This is a genomic window from Geodermatophilus sp. SYSU D00867 (assembly GCF_054050315.1).
The window spans coordinates 31,367-52,550 of record NZ_JBJGZC010000024.1; the positions used below are offsets into that span (position 1 = coordinate 31,367).

The window sequence follows — 21,184 nt, forward strand, 5'->3', positions numbered from 1 at the left end:
CCGGCGGCACCGGGGGCATGGCGCGGCGGGCCGCCGGGGTGCCCGGCAGGCCCGAGCCCGGCGGCGGGGCGACCGGGTACGGCGGCGGGGGCAGCGGCCGGGACCGGTCGCGCGCCGGCGGGGGCGGCGACGCCCCCGGGGACGCCGCCGCGGGGGGCGGGGAGGACACGGGAGGGGGCACCGGCGGCAGCGGGCGCGCCCCCGGCTCCCGGGCGGGTGCGTCCTCGTCGCTGCGGGGGTGGCCGGTCACACCGGGCTCCGGCTGGGCGGCCAGGCGGTCCCGGCGCCGTCGGGCAGCTCCTCCTCGGTCCGCCCGCGGCGGCGGAGGAAGAGGACCCCGCGGCGCAGGAACAGCAGCCCGAGCAGGACGGCGGCGCCGATGGTGATCGACAGCGAGATCGTCCCGTAGGCGGTGCTGCGCACCTGGATCGCGACGTCGTCGCCCAGCCGGCCGCCGTCGGGGGTGGTGAGGCTCGCGGTGACGGCGAAGCGGCCGGACTGGCGCACCTCGGTCGGGACCTCCAGCGTCGTGCGCTGCTCGGGGGCGAGCTCCGCGCCGACGTCGCCGATGGTCAGGCCGACGTTGTCGCGGGTGCGCGCCTCGACCAGCACCCGGACCGCGAAGGGCAGGTCGTTCTGCACGGTGAGCACCAGGGGCGCGTCGCTGGAGGCCAGGCTGTAGGTGCCGTCGGCGGGGGCGACCAGCGTCACCCGCTCGCGCAGGCCGGCCAGCGTGTCGCGCACGTCCCCGGCGGCGGCGGTGAAGCCGGCCGGGTCGTCCCGCCAGGCCGCCGAGGCGGCCCGGGCCAGCGCGGCGTCGTAGCCGGCGAGGACGGTGGCGGGCTCCTCGACGACGGCGCCGGCGAGGTCGTCGCGCAGCGCGGTCGCGGCGACCAGCCCGGCCACGCCGGCGGGGTCGAGCACCGCCGCGCCGGCCTGGTCCACCGGCGTGCCGGCGTCGGCGACCGGGCCCGTGGACAGGTCGGTCAGCGACGCCGGGCGCAGCCCGGGCAGCGCGGTGTCGGTGATCATCGCGGCGACCGCCTCCGGGTCGGGGTCGACGTCGCGCGGCGGGGCGACCAGGACGCTCTGGCCGGCCGGGGTGGCGGCCGCCTGCTGCGAGACCAGCACCAGCTCGGCGACGTAGCGCTGCTCGGCCACCCGCGGCCCGCCCTCGGCCGTGTCGGCCGTGCCGACGACGGAGGACAGCCCGGCGTCGGCCACCAGCGCCTCGACCGGGCCGTCGGTGCCGAGCACGGTGGTCCGCGCGGCCGCGCCGCCGCCGGGGACGCCGAGCGCCGCGTCGCCGTCGCTCAGCGCGCTGGAGGCCACCACGACCTGCTCGACGCCGCCCTCCCGGAGGGTCGTGAGCGTGTCCGGCCGCAGCGCCCCGCCGGCCGCCCAGGTCAGGTCGGTGCGCGGCGTGACCCCGAGGACGTCGGCCAGCAGCGCGGCCCCGGCCGGCCCGGGCGAGGCCGCGGAGACCACGCCCCCGCCCTCCGGGGTGTCGCCCTCGGCCCCGGGTGCGGCGCCGGGCAGCGCGCGGGTGAGCGCGGGCTCGAGGCCCGCCGCCTGCAGCGCGTCGGCGTCGACGTCGCCGTAGGCCAGGGCGACCACCGGGTGGTCGGCGGCCACGGCGCGCAGCCGCTCCAGCCACGCGGCGGCGGCCTCGGTGCCGGTGCCGGCGCCCTCCTCGCCGCCGACGTCGTAGGGACCCTCGGCCATGACCGAGAGCTCCTCGACCAGGGCGGGGTCCACCGCGAGGGTCACCGGGGCCAGGGGCGTGGCCGCGGGCGCGCCGGGGGCGACGGCGGCGGGCAGCCGCTCGACGACGGCCAGCGCGCGGTCGAGCCGGCCGCCGTCGGCGACCGCCTCGGCCAGGCCGTCGTCGACGAACCCGCCGGAGGCGTCGCGGTGGGTGCGCTCGGCCAGCGGCCACAGCCAGGCGACGGCGGTGGCGGCGGCCGGCGGCGCGCTCTGCTGCACCACGTGGGTGCGGACCTCGCCCACCCGGCTCGGCTCGCCGCCGTCGGTGGTGCCGTTGACGTTGACCAGCACGGGGTAGACGCCGTCGCGGTCCAGGGCCAGGTCGGCGGTGGTCACGGTGACGGTGAACGGCGCGGAGTCGCCGGGGGCGAGCGGGCCGGGCAGCGGCTGGAACGGCGTGCTGAACGCGGTGGCCGGGTCGGGGTCGGCGTCGGAGGCGAGCAGCTCGGCGCGGGTGGTGACGGCCTGGCCGCGCTGCAGCCGGACGCCGAGGTCGGTGACCGTCTCGGTGCCGTCGTTGGTCAGCGTGCCGGCCAGGGTGACCGTGCCGCCGGGGGCGACCGTGCGCGGGTCGAGCCGGGTGACGTCGACGGTGACCGGCCGCTCGGGGTCGGCCGCGGGCGCGGCGGGCGGTGCCGGTGCCGCCGGTGCCGCCGGTGCCGCGGCGGCCGGGGCCACGCCCGGGGCGAGTGCCGGGGCGGCGGCGAGCGGAAGGGCCAGCAGGGCCACCGTCAGGACGCGGGTCACCGTCCTCCCGCGCCGGCCGGCCCCGGACCGGGGGGTGCTGTGCCGAGGATGGACGTCGCGGTCCGGGTCACGCACTGTCGGCGAGCAGCGCGGGCGCCCGCTCGACCAGCGCCCGCTCGTCGGCGTAGGCCAGCCGGTCGGACAGCTCGTCGAGGGGGACCCAGGCGACCTCGGTCACCTCGACGTCGGCGTCGGACAGGGCGCCCCCGATGGCGCGCAGCAGGAAGTGGTGCACGGTCTTGTGCACGCGGCGGCCCTCGGCGACGAACCAGAAGTCGATGATCCCGAGCGGGGCGAGCACCTCGCCGATGATCCCGGTCTCCTCGGCGACCTCCCGGACGGCGGTGTCCTCGGGGGTCTCGCCCTCCTCGATGTGGCCCTTGGGCAGTGACCACAGCAGCCGGCCGCGGCGGTCGGTGCGACCGATCAGCGCGGCCCGCGGGCCGGAGATCCCGTCGTCGGCGACCACGAGGCCCCCGGCGGAGGTCTCGTCGACCCGCCGCAGCCGGCGGCCGGGACGCCCTCGTCCGCCGGTGCCTGCCATGCCAGGAGGGTAGCGCGAGCCGCCGCACTACCCTGGCTCGTCGTGTCCGGGGAGCGGAAGAGTCGTCCGGCCGCCGTGGACGTCCCGCCGGCGGTGCAGCAGACCGTGCGCGAGCTGGTCGAGGTCTCGCCCGTGCTGGTGGAGCTGGGGGAACGCTTCGCCGCGGCCGGGTTCGAGGCCCACCTCGTGGGCGGGTCGGTGCGCGACGCCCTGCTGGCCGCCGGCAGCGGCGCGCCGACGCCGCCCGGCGACCTCGACGTCACCACCGACGCCCGGCCCGAGCAGGTGCTGCGGCTGCTGCGCGGCTGGGCGGGTTCCACGTGGAACCAGGGCATCGCCTTCGGCACCGTGGGCGCCGAGGTGCGCGGCACCCGGCTGGAGATCACCACCTTCCGCGCCGACCGCTACGACCGGGAGTCCCGCAACCCCGAGGTGGCGTGGGGCGACTCGCTGACCGACGACCTGGCCCGCCGCGACTTCACGGTCAACGCGATGGCGGTGTCCCTCGGCCCCGACCGCACGGTGACCGACCCGTTCGGCGGCCTCGGCGACCTGCTCGCCCGCCGGCTGCGCACCCCGGGCGCGGCGGCGGACTCCTTCGCCGACGACCCGCTGCGGATGCTGCGCGCGGTGCGCTTCGTCGCCCAGCTCGGGCTCACCCCGGACGACGACGTGGTCCGCGCGATGACCGACATGTCGGGGGAGCTGGCGCGGATCACCCCGGAGCGGGTGCAGGCGGAGCTGTCCAAGACGCTGCTGCAGGACAGCCCCCGCGCGGCGCTGGAGCTCTTCGTCTCCACCGGCCTGGCCGACGTCGTGCTGCCCGAGCTGCCGGCGCTGCGGATGGAGATCGACGAGCACCACCAGCACAAGGACGTCTACTCCCACTCGCTGACCGTGCTCGACCGGGCGATCGCGCTGGAGAAGGCCGATCCGGACGCGGAGTCGCCGGACCTCGTGCTGCGGCTGGCGGCGCTGCTGCACGACGTCGGCAAGCCCGCCACCCGCCGGCACGAGCCGCGCGGCCGGGTCTCCTTCCACCACCACGAGGTCGTCGGCGCGAAGCTGGTGCGCAAGCGGCTGACCGCGCTGCGCTACCCCAAGGACGTCGTCGAGGCGGTCGCCCGGCTGACCTTCCTGCACCTGCGGTTCCACGGCTACGGCCGCGGGGAGTGGACCGACTCCGCGGTGCGCCGCTACGTCACCGACGCCGGCGACCTGCTGTCCCGGCTGCACAAGCTGGTCCGCTCGGACTGCACCACCCGCAACCGGCGCCGCGCCGCCGCCCTCTCGGCCACCTACGACTCCCTCGAGCGGCGGATCGCCGAGCTGTCGGCGGCCGAGGACCTCGCGCGGGTGCGGCCCGACCTGGACGGCAACGCGATCATGGAGATCCTGGGCATCCCGCCGGGCCGCGAGGTCGGCGAGGCGTGGACGTACCTCAAGGACCTCCGCCTGGAGCGCGGTCCGCTCGGGCCCGACGAGGCCGAGGCCGAGCTGCGCGCCTGGTGGGCCGCCCGCTCCTGACTCCCCCGCTCGGGTGTGCCCTCCGCCCGCGCCCCTCCCCGCGCCCCGCGTCCGCCGGTAGGACGGACGGCCGGACCGCGAACGGGGGAACGGGTGCACGGGGGAACGCAGGACGGGCGTGCCGTGCGTGCGCCGTGGCCCTCGCAGTGGCCCTCGCAGTGGCCCTCGGAGCGGCCCCCGGGGTGGCCCTCGGAGCCGCCGCCCGGCCTCCCCGCCTCGCCCACCGGACGCGTGCCGCAGTGGGTGCTCGACCAGACGGCCGGCCGCCCCGCCGACCCGCTGCCGTGGCGCGCCTGGGAGGGCGGGCCGCCGCCCCCGCGCCGCCGCTCCCCCGCCGTCCGCGGGGTGCTGGCCGTCGTCCTGGTGCTCGCGCTCGGCCTGGGCGCCGCGGTCCTGGCCGGCCCGCGCCCGTGGCCCTGGGAGTCCTCCTCCGGCTCCGCCGTGGCCGCCAGCCCCGCGGTCCCGGTGGACCGGCCCACGCCCGGGCGCGAGGCGGCGGGCTCCCCGCTCGGCACGCCGCCGCCGGCCCCGGTCGGCGGCACCTTCGAGTTCGTCGAGCACCAGGCCGACGGCGTCACTCCGGTCGCCTACGACCCGTGCCGCCCGGTCCACTGGGTCATGCGGCCCGACGGCGCGCCGCCGGGCGCCGCCGGGCTGGTCGAGGAGGCGCTGGCCCGGGTGTCGGCCGCCACCGGCCTGCGGTTCGTCTCCGACGGCACCACCGACGAGGGGTACACCGACGACCGGGCGGTGTACCAGCCCGGCCGCTACGGCGACCGCTGGGCGCCGGTCCTGGTCAGCTGGGCCACCCCGGAGGAGGTGCCCGGCCTCGGGGGCACCGTGGCCGGCCTGGGCGGCAGCCAGGCGGCCGCCGCGGCCGGCGGGCCGTGGGTGTTCGTCACCGGCGCGGTGACCATCGACGCCGGCTGGGCCGGTGGCGCCGCGGGGTCCCCCGAGGGCCGGGCCGCGGTGCGCGCCGTCCTCATGCACGAGTTCGGGCACGTGCTGGGCCTGGACCACGTCGACGACCCGGCCGAGCTCATGGCCCCGCGCAACGACGGCCAGGTGGACTTCGGCCCCGGCGACCTCGCCGGCCTGGCGCAGCTGGGCCGCGGCGCCTGCGAGCCGGACCTCTAGACCCGCGCCGGCTCCGCGCCGCGCCGCAGGAACGCCACGGCGGTCAGCCCGTACACGGCGCCGACGGCGACCAGCGCCGGCACCGAGACCCCCGAGGCCGGCAGCACCAGTGCCCCGGCCACGAGCGCGGCGACGTAGGTGACGTTGACCAGGGTGTCGTAGACGGAGAACACCCGCCCGCGGACGTCGTCGGCGAGCACCTCCTGCAGCGTCGTGTCGACGCACACCTTCACGCCCTGGGCGACGAAGCCGAGCACGAACCCGCCGGCCACGATCCCCGGCGGCGCGAGGGTCAGCCCGAGCAGCGGCTGCAGCACCGCGCCTGCCACGAGCAGCGACGCCGTCCACCGGCGGCGGCCCAGCCGGCGCACCGCGGCCGGGGTGACCAGCGCCGCGAGCAGCGTGCCCACCGCCCCGGCGCCCACCACCTGCCCCAGGCCGACCAGCCCGCCCGGGAACAGCGGCCCCGACCCCTCCGCCAGCGGGCCGCGGTACAGCAGCAGCGACACCAGCGTCAGCACGCCGTAGCAGACCCGGTGCCCCGAGACGGCCACCAGCGCCGCCGTCGCCGGCGGGTGCGCGGCCACGTCCCGGACGCCGTCGGCCATGCCGCGCAGCACCTGCCGGGCCGTGAGCCGGGCCGACCGGGTGGCGGTGTCGGGACCCAGGTGCGCCCGGGAGAAGCCCGCCACGGCCGCCGCGGCCGCGAGGTAGGGCAGCGCCGCGGACAGCGTCACGGCCGCGTAGCCGGCGTCCCCGGCCGGGGCCATCTGCAGCAGGCCGACCGCGGCCGCCCCGCCGACGACGGTCGCCACCGCCCCCGAGGTCGTCGACAGCGCGTTGGCCGTCACCAGCGCACCGGCGTCGGCGGTGTGCGGCAGCCCGGCCGACAGCGCCGCCAGCACGAACCGGGTGACGGAGAAGACGGCGAGCCCCGCGACGGCGAGCGGCAGGCCGCCGGCCCCGGTGACCACGAGCGCCGCGACGACGGCGACCAGGCCCGCGCGCAGCACGTCGGCGTGCACCAGCACCTGCCGGCGGCTCCACCGGTCCAGCCAGACGCCGGCGAAGGGGCCCAGCACCGAGTAGGGCAGCAGCAGGACCGCGAACCCGGCGGCGACGGCGAGCGGATCGGTGGCCCGCTGCGGGTTGAACAGCACGCTCCCGGCGAGCGATGCCTGGAAGACGCCGTCGCCGAACTGCGCCAGGAGCCGGGTGGCCAGCAGCCGGCGGAAGTCCTCCCGGCCGAGCAGGAGCCGCACGGTCGCAGCGGCCCGCGTCACCGGCTCACCCTACGGTGCGCGCCCGCCCTCCCCCGGGGCCCGGACTGTTGCACACTGGACGGGATGTCTCCGGTGCCCTCACCCGAACCCGAGTCCGGCCCGCCCACCCGGCGGGTCACGGGCCGACGGCGTCCGCCGGTGCCGCGGCTGTCCACCGGCACCCTCGACGACGTCGTCCCCGGCTCGCTGCTCGTGGCCATGCCCGGGCTGACCGACCCGAACTTCGCCGGCACCGTGGTCTACGTGCTCGACCACAACGACAGCGGCACGCTCGGCGTCGTCCTCGGCCGGCCCAGCCAGGTCGAGATCCGCGACGTGCTGCCCGGCTGGTGCGACCTCGCCGTCGAGCCGGGCGTCTTCCACGTCGGCGGCCCGTGCGAGACCGACACCGCGCTGTGCCTGGCCAGCGCCCCCGGCGCGGCCGGTGAGGTCGAGGGGCTGCGGCGGGTGGCCGGCGACGTCCACCTCGTCGACCTCGACGCCGACCCGGGAACCCTGGAGAGCGGCCTGTCCGGCCTGCGGGTGTTCGCCGGCTACGCGGGCTGGTCGCCCGGCCAGCTGGCCGCCGAGGTCGCCGAGGGTGCCTGGGCGTGCGTGCCCGGCACCCCGGGCGACGTGCTCAGCGAGCTGTCCGGACCGCAGCTGTGGCGCGCGGTCCTCGCCCGGCAGACCGGCCGCCTGGCGGTCCTGTCCACGGCACCGGCCGACCCCTCCGCGAACTGACACGCCGCGGGAGCGCGGTCCGGGGCGCGCGCCCCGGCGAGGTCTGGTAGGAATGACCTCGGAGGGGGCGGTCTGGGGAAGAGGCCGCCCCCTCTTCCGTGCCCGGCCCCGGTGAGGTGCCGGAGCGGCCTCCCCGCAGGGTCCCGCCGCGAGCCCGCGAGTGGGGCGGCGAGGTCCTCCGTCAGATCCCGACCGCCGCCGCGACCTCCGGGTGCGATGTCGCGTCCACCGTCTGCCCGTCCTCCGGCAGGGCGATCGTCCGCGGCCCGTGGTCCGACAGCGTCACCGTGACCTCGGTGTCCTGCCCGGGCAGCGGGGTCACGTACTGCAGCAGCAGGCCGGTTCCGTCGTCCACGGTGACCGTCCAGCCGGCGTCGGCCGCGTACACCGTGGCCAGCCGGCGGTCGACCGAGCGCTGACCCTCCCAGGTGTGCTCGCCGCCGCGGAAGGCGGCGGCGTCGTCGGCCTCGGGGGCGCCCAGGTTGAGCACCACGGTCACGAGGACGTCGGTCAGCGGCACCGCGTCGGGCCCGGTCGCCAGCGGGCGGCTGACGAACGGGACGTCGGGCAGGCCCGCGGCGGCGAGGGCGTCCGCCAGCCCGGGGACGTCGCCGAACCAGATGCGGTCCCGGGTGAAGAACAGCGTGCGGGTGTCGTCGGGGCGCCCGTCGCCGTAGGTGGTCACCGCCTGCGCCCGGCCGGCGGAGCCGGTGAGGTCGACCTCGCCGGTGAGGCGCAGCAGGCCGCCGTCGCCGAAGGGCGCGGCGACCTCGACGTCGGCGCCACCCTCCTCCGCGTCCCGCGCCAGCAGGCCGGCGAGCACCTCGGCCTCCTCGGCGGTCACCGGGTCGCCGGGCTGCCGGTCGGCGGGGTCGTCCGAGCACCCGGCCAGCAGGACCGCCAGCAGGACCAGCGCGATCGCGAGCAGGCGGCGCGGCATGGCGGTCAGCGTAGGCAGCCCGGCGGCACCGGGCCCCCGACAGGCCGCAGGCCCGCCCCCCGGGTCGGGGGACGGGCCTGCCGGCTTGCGGGACGCGGTCAGCGCGTCAGCGCTCCACCTCGCCGCGGATGAAGGCCTCGACGGCGTCGCGGGCCTCGCTGTCGCTGTACTGCACCGGCGGGGACTTCATGAAGTACGACGACGCCGACAGGATCGGGCCGCCGATCCCGCGGTCCTTGGCGATCTTCGCCGCGCGGACGGCGTCGATGATGATGCCGGCCGAGTTCGGGGAGTCCCAGACCTCGAGCTTGTACTCCAGGTTCAGCGGGACGTCACCGAACGCGCGGCCCTCCAGGCGGACGTAGGCCCACTTGCGGTCCGACAGCCACGGCACGTGGTCCGACGGGCCGATGTGCACGTTGTCGGTGCCCATGTCGCGGTCGACCTGGCTGGTGACGGCCTGGGTCTTGGAGATCTTCTTGGACTCCAGGCGCTCGCGCTCGAGCATGTTCTTGAAGTCCATGTTGCCGCCGACGTTCAGCTGCATCGTGCGGTCGAGCTGCACGCCGCGGTCCTCGAACAGCTTGGCGAGCACCCGGTGGGTGATGGTCGCGCCGACCTGGCTCTTGATGTCGTCGCCGACGATCGGGACGCCGGCGGCGGTGAACTTGTCCGCCCACTCCTTCGTCCCGGCGATGAACACCGGCAGGGCGTTGACGAACGCGACGCCGGCGTCGAGGGCGGCCTGCGCGTAGAACTCCGCGGCCTGCTGCGAGCCGACCGGCAGGTAGCAGACGAGGACGTCGGCGCCGGACTCCCGCAGCGCCGCGACGACGTCGACCGGCTGCTCGTCGGACTCCTCGATGGTGGCCCGGTAGTACTTGCCCAGGCCGTCGAGGGTGGTGCCGCGCTGCACGGTGACGCCCAGCGGCGGGACGTCGGTGATCTTGATGGTGTTGTTCTCGCTGGCGACGATGGCCTCGGAGAGGTCACGGCCGACCTTCTTGGCGTCCACGTCGAACGCCGCGACGAACTGCACGTCCGAGACGTGGTACTCGCCGAAGCGGACGTGCATGAGGCCCGGGACCGAGGTGGTCTCGTCGGCGTCGCGGTAGTAGTGCACCCCCTGAACCAGCGAGGCGGCGCAGTTGCCGACGCCCACGATGGCGACCTTGACAGCTCCCATGGGTTTCCTCTCTCCCTGGACCGGGTGGTCCGTGTCGCGGGACCGTTCCGGTCCTGGCGGTGGCTGCCGGTCGAGCTGGACAGCCGTGGTGCCTGTTGTGCGGTGTCGCTGGGGTGGGTCCCGCCCGGGGGCGGCCTCACCCCTCGCCGGGCGGCGGGCGCTCACCGCCGGGCCCCGGCTCGGGCCGGCGCCGCTCGCTGTCGATGAGCTCCGACAGCCAGCGCACCTCCCGGTCGACCGAGTCCAGGCCGTGGCGTTGCAGTTCCAGCGTGTAGCGGTCGAGCCGTTCGCGGGTCCGCGCCAGTGAGGACCGCAGGCCGTCACGCTGCCGTTCGACCGTGCGGCGGCGCCCCTCGAGGATGCGCAGCCGCACGTCGGCGGCGGTGTGCCGGAAGAAGGCGAGGTGGACGCCGAAGAGCCTGCCGTCGTCGTACGCCTCGGGACCGGCCTGGCTGACCAGCTCCGCGAAGCGCTCCTTGCCCTCCGCGGTGATCGTGTAGACCACCTTCCCGCGCCGGCCGGTGAGCGGCGGTGCGTCGGCCGGGAGCGGCGCGCGCCGGTCGGACTCGTCGGTGGTGACGAACCCGGCCGCGTGCAACCGCTTCAGCGCGGGATACAGCGAGCCGTAGGAGATGCTGCGCAGGCCCCCCAGCACCTCCGCGAGCCGTTTCCGCAGCTCGTAGCCGTGCATCGGGGACTGCTGCAGCAGTCCGAGGATGGCGAACTCGAGCATCTCGCCCCCCGTCGGCCCCTGCCGTTCGATGTATCGAGACGATACATCGGGAGGTGATCCGGTCGGCAACCCGAGGCCCCTCCTCCACTCGCGGAGCGCGCGCACACGGGGTGACGACGGGCCCGGGCGCCGGCGGACCTGCGTACATTGACGGCCGTGCCCGGACGTCGCTCCGTCGTCGACTACTCGCTGCAGAGGCGGGCCGTCCTGGCGGACGTGCACGCCGGCCGCACCGGGCTGTTCGAGGTCTGCGACGCCAGCCCCTACCTCACCCGCGCCGCGAGGTACCACGGCGAGCAGACCGACGACCCGTGCCCGGTCTGCCGCCGCGAGCGCCTGACGTTGGTCAACTACGTCTACGGTGAGGGGCTGGGCCACGTGTCCGGGCAGGCGAAGACCGAGGCGGAACTCGCCCGGATGGACGCCATGCAGGAGGAGTTCTCCGTGTACACCGTCGAGGTGTGCCGCGGGTGCGGGTGGAACCACCTGGACTGCTCCTACGTGCTCGGGAACGAGCCCGAGCCGGGGCGGCAGCCGCGCCGGCGCCGCCGCGCTGCCACGGACTAGGACCGCCGGGCGCACGGTTGCACACCGGCGGACCCGTCCGTCACACCCGTCCCGGGAGGACGGTGCGCCTGCGCGTCCTCCCCGGTCACCACAGCCAACGACGCCACGCTGGGCCGGACCCGATCCGCCCACCGACACCCGAGGAGGGGCTGCCTGGTGCCTCCCCACGACGAGACCACGCCGGTCGGGCCGTCCGGCGGCCCGCCGCGGCGCCCGCCGGCCGCCCGGGCGACCGGTGGCTCCGGATCCGCCGGCCGCGGCCGCCCGACGGCCACGCGGTCGGGGGGCTCCGGCGGCTCGCGTCCCGGCGGCTCCCGGCCCACCGGTGCACGTCCCGCGGGCGGCAAGCCCGGCGGCGGCAAGAAGGCGCGCACGAAGAAGCAGCGGCGCCGCCGCCGGCTGAAGGTCGCCCTCGGCACCCTGCTCGGCCTACTGGTGCTGCTCGGTGTCTTCGTCGGCGTCGTCTACGCGACCACCGAGGTGCCCGACCCGAGCTCGGTGCAGCGGTCGCAGACGACGGTCGTGTACTACGCCGACGGCACCACCGAGATGGCCCGCCTCGGCGACACCAACCGGCGGGACGTCACGCTCGACCAGGTCTCGGAGGCCGCGCGCAACGCGGTGCTCGCCGCGGAGAACCGGAACTTCTACTCCGACCCGGGCATCTCCTTCACCGGCATCGTCCGGGCGGCGTGGAACAACCTCACCGGCGGCTCGACGCAGGGCGGCTCCACCATCACGCAGCAGTACGTGAAGAACGCCATCCTGCAGAACTCCGACCAGACGTTCAGCCGCAAGTTCCAGGAGCTGTTCCTGGCGATCAAGCTGGACAACAACCACTCGAAGGACGAGATCCTCGAGAACTACCTCAACACCATCTACTTCGGCCGCGGCGCCTACGGCATCGAGGCGGCGGCCAACACCTTCTTCGGCGTACCGGCCGCCCAGCTGACCCCGCAGCAGGGCGCCGTGCTCGCCGTCCAGATCCGCAGCCCCAGCTCCTACGACCCCGAGTCCAACCCGGAGGGCGCGCAGGACCGCTGGGGGCTGGTCCTCGACGCGATGGTCGAGGAGGGCTGGATGACGCAGGCCGACCGCGACGCGTCGGTCTACCCGCCGGTGCTGCCCAAGCCGCAGTCCTCGTCCCTGGGGACCCCGACCGGCCCCGAGGGCCTGGTCGTGTCGCAGGCGATCTCCGAGCTCGAGGCGCGCGGCTACACCGAGGAGCAGATCCAGGCCGGCGGCCTGCGGATCACCACGACCGTCGACAAGGCCACCCAGGACGCGGCGCTGGCCGCGGTGAACGAGGTCATGGACGGCGAGCCGCGGGAGACGCTGCGCCAGGCGCTGGTCGCCGTCGACCCGCGGACCGGTGGGGTGCGCGCCTACTACGGCGGTGACATCGGCGCCGGTGAGGGCGCGGTCGACTACGCGCAGGCCCGCCGCCAGCCCGGCTCGTCGATGAAGCCCTACGTGCTGGCCACCGCGCTCGACCAGGGGATCAGCGTCACCTCGCGCCGGGACGGCAGCTCGCCGCAGACCTTCCCCGACCGCGACGCCCCGGTGCGCAACTCCGGCGGCGCCTCCTGCCCGGCCTGCACCCTGGTCGAGGCGATGACCCGCTCGCTGAACACGACGTTCTACGGGCTGGCCTACGAGGTGGGCCCGGAGAACGTCCGCGAGACGGCGCTGGCCGCGACCGGCATGCCCGAGACCTGGCCGGCCACCGGCTCGCTGCTCGACGACAAGACGACGCTGGCCGCCCCCGAGTCCGGGGTCACCGGCTCCTCGATCGGCATCGGCGAGTACGAGATGCGCCCGATCGACCAGGCCGTCGGCTTCGCCACCTTCGCCAGCGGCGGCGTGCGGCACGACGCGTTCTTCGTCAGCCGGGTCACCGACAGCGAGGGCACCGTCCTGCTGGAGAACGGCGCCCCGGCCGGTGAGCGGGTCATGAGCGAGGACGTCGCGAACGACACCACCTTCGCGCTCGAGGGCGTCGCCCAGTACTCGCGCCGGGCGCTCGACGACGGCCGCGAGGTGGCGTCCAAGACCGGCACGCAGGGCATCGACGCCGACGACAACTCCGACGCCTGGATGGTCGGCTACACCCCGTCGCTGTCGACGGCGGTGTGGATGGGCACCGACGGCTACCAGCCGATCCGCAACTCCGACGGCGCGATCATCTACGGCTCCGGCCTGCCGGGCGCCATCTGGCAGGAGTTCATGGACACCGTGCTCGCCGGCACCCCGGAGGAGGACCTGCCCGACCGGCCGGTCATCCGCGGGGACACGGGCGAGGGCGTCCCGGCGCCGGAGACCCAGGCGGCTCCGACGACGCAGTCCGCGCCGACGACGCAGTCCGCGCCGCCGACGGAGCCGACGCCCACCACCCCGGCCACGCCGACGGAGACCGCGCCGCCGGACGACGGGACGACCGAGGAGGAGCCGAACGACCCGTCGGTGCCCACGGTGCCGACCCCGCCGCCGTCGCCCGTCACCCCTCCCTCGGCGGGCGGCCAGCCGACCGGGCCGCCGACGCAACCCGGTCAGCCGGCACCCACGACCGCGCAGCAGCCCCAGCTGACCGGCTGACCCCACCCGGCAGACTGACCGGGTGAGCTCCTCCCCCACGGGCCCGTCCGCCCCGGCCGACCAGCCGGCGGACGGGCCCGCGGCGTCTCCGGCGTCCGCGGCCCCGGCACCGGCGGCCCCGCCACCGGTGCCCGCGGGGCGGCCCGACCGGGTGGTGCCGACGTGGTCGGACCCGGTCGCCGCGCAGGCCAGCGAGGCGGTGGGCGGGCCGTGGGGGCGGCACGCGGTGACCGGCCGGGCGCTGTTCTGGACGCCGCTGCGGATCTGCCTGCTCTACGCCACCGTGGTCCTGGCGGCCGCGTGGCTCAAGCAGGCGCCCTGCGCCGACGGCAACTGGGCCGGGTCGGTGCAGTACACCCACTTCTGCTACTCCGACACCGTCCCGCTGTTCACGCTGCACGGCCTGGACGCCGCCGCGGTCCCCTACCTCGACTCGGCCGTCGAGTACCCGGTGCTCACCGGCGCCTTCACGGCCCTGGCCGCGCTGCTCGGGCGGGCCTACGGCGACCTCGCGACGGCGGCCGGTCTCCTGCCGCAGGTCCCGCCCGTGCAGGCCTACTACGTGGCGACCTGCCTGCTGCTGACCCTGTGCGCGTTCCTCCTCGTCCGGGAGGTGCTGGCGCTGGCCGGGCACCGGCCGTGGGACGCCGCGATGGTCGGGCTGTCCCCGCTGCTGCTCGTGCACGCCTTCACGAACTGGGACCTGTTCGCCGTCGCGCTGGCCACCGGCGGGCTGTGGGCGTGGGCGCGCAGCCGGCCGGTGCTCGCCGGCGTGCTGCTCGGCCTCGGTGTCGCCGCGAAGTTCTACCCGCTGCTGCTGCTCGGGGCGCTGTTCCTGCTGTGCCTTCGGGCCGGGCGCGTGCGCGAGTGGCTGCGCGCCGCCGTCGCCGCCGGTGCCGCGTGGCTCGCCGTCGACCTGCCGGTGGCGCTGCTCGCGCCGGAGAACTGGTCGCTGTTCTTCCGGCTCAACACCGCCCGCCCGGCCGACCCGGACAGCATCTGGAACATCCTGATCACCGCCTCCGACGGGCGGTTCCTCGACGGCCCGCTGCCCGAGGGGACGCCGCCGGTGCTGCTCAACACCGTCGTCGCGGTCTGCGTGCTGCTGGTCTGCGCCGGCCTGGGCTGGCTGGTGCTGCGCGCCCCGGTGCGGCCGCGCGTGGCCCAGGTCGCCTTCCTGCTGGTCGCGGCGTTCCTGCTGGTCACCAAGGTGTGGAGCCCGCAGTACTCGCTGTGGCTGCTGCCGCTGGCGGTGCTGGCCCGGCCGCGCTGGCGCTCGCTGCTGCTCTGGCAGGCCGCCGAGGCGGTGCTCTGGGTGGTGCGGATGCTCTGGTACCTCGGCACCGAGGACCGCGGCGTCGGCGTCGAGTGGTTCTTCCTCGCGGTGACCGTGCGGGACCTCGCCGTCGTCGTGCTCATGGGCCTGGTCGTCCGCGACGTGCTGCACCCCGACGGCGACGTCGTCCGCACCAGCTGGCCCGGCGTCGACGACCCGGCCGGCGGCCCGCTGGACGGCGCCCCCGACCGGCTCACCCTGCGCCGGCGGGTGCCCGCCTAGCCGCGCAGCGCCGCGCGGACGAGCGCGACCTCCTCGGCGTGCGCGGCGGCGTCCCCGGGCGTCTCCAGGACGACGGGGCAGTCGGCGGCGCGTGCGACCTCGAGCAGCAGCTCCAGCGGGATCTCCCCCTCGGTCAGCGGCGCGTGCCGGTCGCGGCCCGAGCCGTGCGGGTCGCGGCTGTTGTTGAGGTGCACGAGGTCGACCCGGCCGGTGGTCGAACGGACGTCGGCGACGGCGGTGGCGAGGTCCCAGCCGGCGGCCCAGGCGTGGCAGGTGTCGAGCACGAAGCCCGCGCCGAACTCCCCGACGGCGTCCCACAGCCGGGCCACCGCGCCGAGCTCGCGGGCCATCGCGTTGTCGCCGCCGGCGGTGTTCTCGATGAGCAGCGGCAGCGGGAAGCCGCCGTCCTCGGCCTGCCGCGCGAACGTCTTGCGCCAGTTGTCGAACCCGGCGGCCGGGTCGTCCTTGGCGAGCACGTGGCCCCCGTGCACGACCATCCCGCGGGCGCCGATCGCCGCCGCCGCCCGCGCGTGCACCGCGAGGGTCTTGCGGCTCGGGATGCGGATCCGGTTGTTGGTCGAGGCCACGTTGAGCACGTACGGCGCGTGCACGAAGACGGCGACGTCGGAGGCCAGCAGGTCCTCGGCGTCCGGGCGCGGCGGCGGCGCCTTCCAGCCCTGCGGGTCGCCGAGGAAGACCTGCACGCCGTCGGCGTCCATCTCCGCGGCCCGGGCCAGCGGCCCGCCCGCGTCCAGCTTGTTGTCCTCGGTCAGGCCGGGGCCGACGTGTACGCCGATCGGGTGCTCCGCCACCCCGGCGACAGTAGTTCCGCCCCGGACGGGGACCCACCCGTATCGCGCAGGTCACGTCCTCGTTGGGACACGTGGCGGCGGACACGCGCGGGTGGTGGCGTGCGCCGTGACACGGGGACGCGGGCGGAGGGGACGCAGGGGATGACGACGGGGACGGCGGCCACCGGCACGACGCGGCGGGCCGCGCGGCGGTTCCTGGCCGCGCTCGCGCTCGTGGTGGCCGCCGTCCTGGGCGGCGCGGTCCTGCTGCCGCCCGCCGCGGGCGCCGCCCCGTCGGCCACCGTCGACATCCGCGACCTCACCCCGCCGCTGGTGTCGGTCGACCCCGGCGGGACGGTCACCTTCACCAACCGGATCGAGCCGAAGACGGTGCAGGTCGGCGGCGGCGGGCTGCTGCCCTCGCTGGTCACCGTGCAGGTGTTCACCGACGTCACGCTGGGCCTGCCCTCGGGCCCGGAGCCGCTGCCGGAGGACGCCGGCGTCACCGAGCGCTTCGACACCACGTGCCTCACCTGCACGATCACCTACACGTACCGGGTCGTCGTCCCGAACGCCTCGATCGTCGGGAGCGCGCTGAACACCGTCACCACCCGGGCGCTGAGCACGCTGCCGCAGACCCAGCCGGTCACCTACGACGGCCGGCAGACGACGGTGCAGATCGGCGTCCCGACGCCGTTCCTCGTCACCACGCTGCTGCCGCTGCCGGACCTGCCCTCGGTCGGCCTGCCGCGGCTGCCGACCGTCGACGTCCCGCTGCCCTCCCTCCCGTCGCTCCCGGCCCCGGCCCCCACCGGCCCCACCGCGCCGCAGGCCCCGGCCGCCGCCCCGGAGGCCCCCGCGGCCGCCCGGGGGGTCGACGGCGACGCCTACTCCTACGACCTCGGCGGCGGCGCGGCGCGGATGGCGCCCTCCGGCGGCGGGTCCGCGGCCTTCGACCCGTCGCGGCTGGCCGGCTCCCCGTCGGGCACCGCGTCCGGCAGCGGCGGCACCGACGGCTCCGGCGGGGTCGCCGGCGGCCACGACGGTGCCGCGGTGCCGGTCTCCGGCGGGCTCGGCGGGCTCGACGGCGGCGCGCTCGACGAGGAGAGCAGCACGGTGAGCGCCGACGGCGCCCCGTCCGGCCCGGCCCTGCCGCCCGCCGCGCCGGTCGCCGTCGTCGCGCTGGCCGGCAGCACGGCCGCGCTGGTCCGCACCTCCCGGGCGGTCCGCTCCCGCTGACCCCGGCGGGGGCCGGCGGCCGCGCTGGTACCCTCGGGGGGCGCGTCCCGTGTGCCGTCCGAGGCAGGCAGGGCGCGCGACGCGTGTACGACCCTCCTGCTGCAGACGTCCTGCAGCCGCCCAGACCAGAGGAGGTGGGGTTCTCCGTGCGTCACTACGAACTGATGGTCATCCTCGACCCCGACCTGGAGGAGCGCACGATCGCTCCCTCCCTCGACCGGTTCCTGACCGTCGTCACCAACTCCGGTGGCACCGTCAAGACCGAGATCTGGGGCCGGCGCCGCCTGGCCTACGAGATCAAGAAGCACGTCGAGGGCATCTACGCCGTCGTCGACATCCAGGCCGAGCCCGCCGCGGTCGCCGAGCTCGACCGTCAGCTCAACCTGAACGAGTCGGTCCTGCGGACCAAGCTGCTCCGGCCCGAGGTCCACTGACCATGGCCGGCGAGACCGTCATCACCGTCATCGGCAACCTGACCTCCGACCCGGAGCTGCGGTTCACGCCGTCGGGGGCCGCGGTCGCCAACTTCACGGTCGCCTCGACGCCGCGCACCTTCGACCGGCAGTCGCAGGAGTGGAAGGACGGCGAGGCGCTGTTCCTCCGCTGCAACGTCTGGCGGCAGGCGGCCGAGAACGTGGCCGAGTCCCTCACCCGCGGTTCGCGGGTCATCGTCTCGGGGCGCCTCAAGCAGCGCTCGTTCGAGACGAAGGAGGGCGAGAAGCGCACCGTCGTCGAGCTTGAGGTCGACGAGATCGGCCCCTCGCTGCGCTACGCCACCGCGAAGGTCACCCGGGCCTCCCGCGGTGAGGGTGGCGGCGGCGGTGGCGGTTTCGGCGGCGGTGGCGGTGGCGGCGGTTTCGGCGGCGGCGCGAGCGACCCGTGGTCGACGCCCGCCGGCCCGTCCGACGAGCCGCCCTTCTGAGAAAGGACCCCCTCGCTCCCCACGCCTCGCTCCGCTCGGCGCGGGCCCCTGCGAGGGGGCCGGTCCATCACCTCACCACGCTCTAGCCGTACCTGGAGAACCCAGTGCCCAAGCCCCCCGTGCGCAAGCCCAAGAAGAAGGTCTGCCAGTTCTGCAAGGACAAGGCGACCTACATCGACTACAAGGACACGACGCTGCTGCGGAAGTTCATCTCCGACCGCGGCAAGATCCGTGCCCGCCGCGTGAGCGGCAACTGCAGCCAGCACCAGCGGGACGTCGCCACGGCCGTCAAGAACAGCCGTGAGATGGCCCTGCTGCCCTACACCTCGACGGCGCGCTGACCATGAGCACGATGAAGCTGATCCTGACGCAGGAGGTCACCGGTCTCGGGTCCTCCGGTGACACCGTCGAGGTCAAGGGCGGCTACGGCCGCAACTACCTCCTGCCCCGCGGCCTGGCCATCGTCGCCACCCGCGGTGCCGAGAAGCAGGTCGAGTCGCTGCGCCGGGCGCGTGCCGCCCGCGAGGTGCGGTCGCTCGAGGAGGCCCAGGCCGTGGCCGGCCGCCTCTCCGGCCTGACCGTCCGGGTGCCCGCCCGCTCCGGCGACGGCGGCCGCCTGTTCGGCCGCGTCACCACCGCCGACGTCGCCGCGGCCGTCACGGCCGCCGGCGGCCCGGAGCTGGACCGCCGCCGCATCGAGCTGCCGAGCAGCATCAAGACCACCGGCAAGCACACCGTCACCGTGCGGGTGCACCCGGAGGTCACGACGACCCTCCCCATCGAGGTCGTCGCCGGCTGAGGAGGCCGCAGCACCGCCCGCGAGGGGCGTCGGACACCCGTCCGGCGCCCCTCGCGGCGTCTCCGGGGCCGGACCGCGTCCTCCGTCGTCCCGGACCCCCCGACGGCGCGGGGCGGCGCCGGACGCACCCCGGACGGCGGCCGTCGTGGACGCATCCCGGCCGGCCGCCGGGCGGCTGTGACGGCTGCGCCGGACGGGACGACACGACACGCCCGGAGCCCCCGGCGCGCCGACTTTCTCGTGTCCACAGCCGGTGGGTGGCCGCGGTGCAGGTGACGCCCGCGGGACCGCGGCACGACGGGCCGGTGTCCTCCCCGTCTCCACATGTCGACTCCGGCTGTCCACCGACTTGTCCACAAGTTGTGCAGAACGCGGCCCACACGGGTGTTGGACGGGTCCGTCCCCGCTTCCTAACGTCGTCTCCTGCGCCGGACCTCCGCGAACTGTCGGTGGCTCCGGGTAGTGATGTCCTCGAACGCGTGTTCGAGCGGCACGCGAGGCGTCCTGGTGCTTCCCCCACCGGGCCCCGGCCGGGCGGCCGGGGTCTGTACGCGCGCGCGTGCCCCGAGAGAGGGAGGTACCCAGGTGGCGGTGGCCGACGACTTCAGCCGGCCGCAGGCGACGGCGCCGGAGTACGACCGGCAGCCGCCGCAGGACGTCGCGGCCGAGCAGTCGGTGCTGGGCGGCATGCTGATGAGCAAGGACGCCATCGCCGACGTCGTGGAGCAGCTGACCGGCAACGACTTCTACCGGCCGGCGCACCAGCTGATCTACGACTGCATCCTCGACCTGTACGGCCGGGGTGAGCCGGCCGACGCCATCACCGTCGCCGCGGAGCTCAACCGCACCGACCAGCTGTCCAAGATGGGCGGCGCGGTCTACCTGCACACGCTCATCGCCTCGACGCCGACGGCGGCCAACGCGGGCTACTACGCCCAGATCGTGGCCGAGCAGGCCACCCTGCGCCGCCTGGTCGAGGCCGGCACCCGCGTGGTGCAGCTGGGCTACGGCGCGGCCGGTGGGCGGGGCGACGTCGACGACATCGTCGACCGCGCGCAGCAGGAGATCTACGAGGTCACCGAGAAGCGGATGAGCGAGGACTACTCGCGCCTCGAGGACGTCCTGCAGCCGACGATGGACGAGCTCGACGCCATCGCCTCCCGCGGCGGCACCGCCCGCGGCGTGCCCACCGGCATCCGCGACCTCGACGAGCTGACCAACGGCCTGCAGGCGGGCCAGATGGTCGTCATCGCCGCCCGGCCCGGTGTGGGCAAGTCGACGCTGGGTCTGGACATCGCGCGGTCGGCCACCGTCAAGCACCACATGCCGGCCGTCATCTTCTCGCTCGAGATGAGCAAGCACGAGATCACCATGCGTCTGCTGTCGGCCGAGGCGAAGGTGCCGCTGCACCACATGCGCGCCGGCACGCTGTCAGACGAGGACTGGTCGAAGCTGGCCCGCCGGATGGGCGAGGTGGCCGACGCCCCGCTCTACATCGACGACTCGCCCAACATGACGATGATGGAGATCCGGGCCAAGGCGCGGCGGCTCAAGCAGCGCAACGACCTCAAGCTCGTGGTCATCGACTACCTCCAGCTCATGACGTCGGGCAAGCGCGTCGAGAGCCGCCAGCAGGAGGTCTCGGAGTTCTCCCGCGCGCTGAAGCTGCTGGCGAAGGAGCTCGAGGTCCCGGTCATCGCGATGTCGCAGCTCAACCGCGGGTCCGAGCAGCGTCAGGACAAGAAGCCGATGCTGTCGGACCTCCGTGAGTCCGGCTCGATCGAGCAGGACGCCGACATGGTCATGATGATCCACCGCGAGGACATGTACGAGAAGGAGAGCCCGCGGGCCGGCGAGGCCGACATCATGCTGGTCAAGCACCGCAACGGCCCGACGGCCAACGTCACCGTCGCCTTCCAGGGCCACTACAGCCGCTTCGTCGACATGGCGAACTGACCGGCCGCGCCGATGCGCAGGAGGGCCCGGGACCGTCGTGGTCCCGGGCCCTCCGTGCGTCCGCGGCGCTGCCGCGCCGGACCTCGGACCCCACCGACGAGATCGACGAGATCCAGGACTTCTGCCGGCGCGGCACCCACGTCCGCACCCGCGAGGCGATCGAGGCCGCG

At 75.8% G+C, this 21,184-nt stretch carries 19 protein-coding genes; 12 read left to right on the forward strand and 7 right to left on the reverse strand.

Annotated features, from left to right (window positions below):
- Positions 1-246: 246 nt before the first annotated feature.
- Entirely contained in the window at positions 247-2,514 is a 2,268-nt protein-coding gene (locus ACI8AK_RS19675) for a DUF6049 family protein (protein ID WP_456957641.1), read from the reverse strand.
- Positions 2,515-2,581: 67 nt separating this feature from the next.
- A complete protein-coding gene (locus ACI8AK_RS19680) occupies positions 2,582-3,058 on the reverse strand; it encodes an NUDIX hydrolase (RefSeq protein WP_387988621.1) in 477 nt (158 codons plus the stop codon).
- Between the two features lie 42 nt (positions 3,059-3,100).
- Here ACI8AK_RS19680 and ACI8AK_RS19685 point away from each other — a divergent pair, with 42 nt between their 5' ends.
- Positions 3,101-4,585, forward strand: coding sequence for a CCA tRNA nucleotidyltransferase (locus ACI8AK_RS19685; RefSeq protein ID WP_456903463.1), 1,485 nt, complete (start codon positions 3,101-3,103; stop codon positions 4,583-4,585).
- 231 nt (positions 4,586-4,816) lie between these two features.
- On the forward strand, positions 4,817-5,722 hold the full coding sequence (locus ACI8AK_RS19690; protein ID WP_387988619.1) for a matrixin family metalloprotease: 906 nt from the start codon (positions 4,817-4,819) through the stop codon (positions 5,720-5,722).
- Here ACI8AK_RS19690 and ACI8AK_RS19695 read toward each other — a convergent pair.
- Entirely contained in the window at positions 5,719-7,005 is a 1,287-nt protein-coding gene (locus ACI8AK_RS19695; RefSeq protein ID WP_456957643.1) for an MFS transporter, read from the reverse strand. The genes ACI8AK_RS19690 and ACI8AK_RS19695 overlap by 4 nt on opposite strands.
- Before the next feature lie 72 nt (positions 7,006-7,077).
- Between ACI8AK_RS19695 and ACI8AK_RS19700 the strand changes: the two genes are divergently transcribed.
- Positions 7,078-7,728, forward strand: a complete 651-nt coding sequence (locus ACI8AK_RS19700) for a YqgE/AlgH family protein (protein WP_387988617.1) — start codon at positions 7,078-7,080, stop codon at positions 7,726-7,728.
- Between the two features lie 181 nt (positions 7,729-7,909).
- Here ACI8AK_RS19700 and ACI8AK_RS19705 read toward each other — a convergent pair whose 3' ends face one another.
- The 3 genes from ACI8AK_RS19705 to ACI8AK_RS19715 form a co-directional block, all read right to left on the reverse strand.
- Positions 7,910-8,668 (reverse strand): hypothetical protein, encoded by a 759-nt coding sequence (locus ACI8AK_RS19705; RefSeq protein WP_387988616.1) that lies wholly within the window; start codon positions 8,666-8,668, stop codon positions 7,910-7,912.
- A gap of 106 nt (positions 8,669-8,774) precedes the next feature.
- A complete protein-coding gene (locus ACI8AK_RS19710) occupies positions 8,775-9,854 on the reverse strand; it encodes an inositol-3-phosphate synthase (protein ID WP_387988615.1) in 1,080 nt (359 codons plus the stop codon).
- 136 nt (positions 9,855-9,990) lie between these two features.
- Complete coding sequence (locus tag ACI8AK_RS19715) at positions 9,991-10,587, reverse strand: PadR family transcriptional regulator (RefSeq protein ID WP_387988614.1); 597 nt, start codon at positions 10,585-10,587, stop codon at positions 9,991-9,993.
- 156 nt (positions 10,588-10,743) lie between these two features.
- Here ACI8AK_RS19715 and ACI8AK_RS19720 point away from each other — a divergent pair, with 156 nt between their 5' ends.
- From ACI8AK_RS19720 to ACI8AK_RS19730, 3 genes are all read left to right on the forward strand, one after another.
- Entirely contained in the window at positions 10,744-11,154 is a 411-nt protein-coding gene (locus tag ACI8AK_RS19720) for a DUF5318 family protein (protein ID WP_387988613.1), read from the forward strand.
- A 156-nt stretch (positions 11,155-11,310) separates the two neighbouring features.
- On the forward strand, positions 11,311-13,749 hold the full coding sequence (locus tag ACI8AK_RS19725; RefSeq protein ID WP_456957645.1) for a transglycosylase domain-containing protein: 2,439 nt from the start codon (positions 11,311-11,313) through the stop codon (positions 13,747-13,749).
- 22 nt (positions 13,750-13,771) lie between these two features.
- A complete protein-coding gene (locus ACI8AK_RS19730) occupies positions 13,772-15,307 on the forward strand; it encodes a glycosyltransferase family 87 protein (RefSeq protein ID WP_456957647.1) in 1,536 nt (511 codons plus the stop codon).
- On the opposite strand, the gene ACI8AK_RS19735 is transcribed toward ACI8AK_RS19730, so the two are convergent.
- Positions 15,304-16,119, reverse strand: a complete 816-nt coding sequence (locus ACI8AK_RS19735) for a deoxyribonuclease IV (protein WP_456957648.1) — start codon at positions 16,117-16,119, stop codon at positions 15,304-15,306. The genes ACI8AK_RS19730 and ACI8AK_RS19735 overlap by 4 nt on opposite strands.
- 141 nt (positions 16,120-16,260) lie before the next feature.
- Between ACI8AK_RS19735 and ACI8AK_RS19740 the strand changes: the two genes are divergently transcribed.
- From ACI8AK_RS19740 to dnaB, 6 genes are all read left to right on the forward strand, one after another.
- Entirely contained in the window at positions 16,261-17,337 is a 1,077-nt protein-coding gene (locus ACI8AK_RS19740; RefSeq protein WP_456957650.1) for a hypothetical protein, read from the forward strand.
- A gap of 146 nt (positions 17,338-17,483) precedes the next feature.
- Positions 17,484-17,771, forward strand: a complete 288-nt coding sequence (gene rpsF, locus ACI8AK_RS19745; RefSeq protein WP_387988608.1) for a 30S ribosomal protein S6 — start codon at positions 17,484-17,486, stop codon at positions 17,769-17,771.
- 2 nt (positions 17,772-17,773) lie between these two features.
- Entirely contained in the window at positions 17,774-18,259 is a 486-nt protein-coding gene (locus ACI8AK_RS19750) for a single-stranded DNA-binding protein (protein WP_387988607.1), read from the forward strand.
- A gap of 104 nt (positions 18,260-18,363) precedes the next feature.
- Positions 18,364-18,600, forward strand: coding sequence for a 30S ribosomal protein S18 (gene rpsR, locus ACI8AK_RS19755; RefSeq protein ID WP_073422051.1), 237 nt, complete (start codon positions 18,364-18,366; stop codon positions 18,598-18,600).
- An 11-nt stretch (positions 18,601-18,611) separates the two neighbouring features.
- Positions 18,612-19,058, forward strand: a complete 447-nt coding sequence (rplI, locus tag ACI8AK_RS19760; protein ID WP_456903468.1) for a 50S ribosomal protein L9 — start codon at positions 18,612-18,614, stop codon at positions 19,056-19,058.
- Between the two features lie 591 nt (positions 19,059-19,649).
- Complete coding sequence (gene dnaB, locus ACI8AK_RS19765) at positions 19,650-21,014, forward strand: replicative DNA helicase (protein WP_456903469.1); 1,365 nt, start codon at positions 19,650-19,652, stop codon at positions 21,012-21,014.
- Positions 21,015-21,184: the final 170 nt, after the last annotated feature.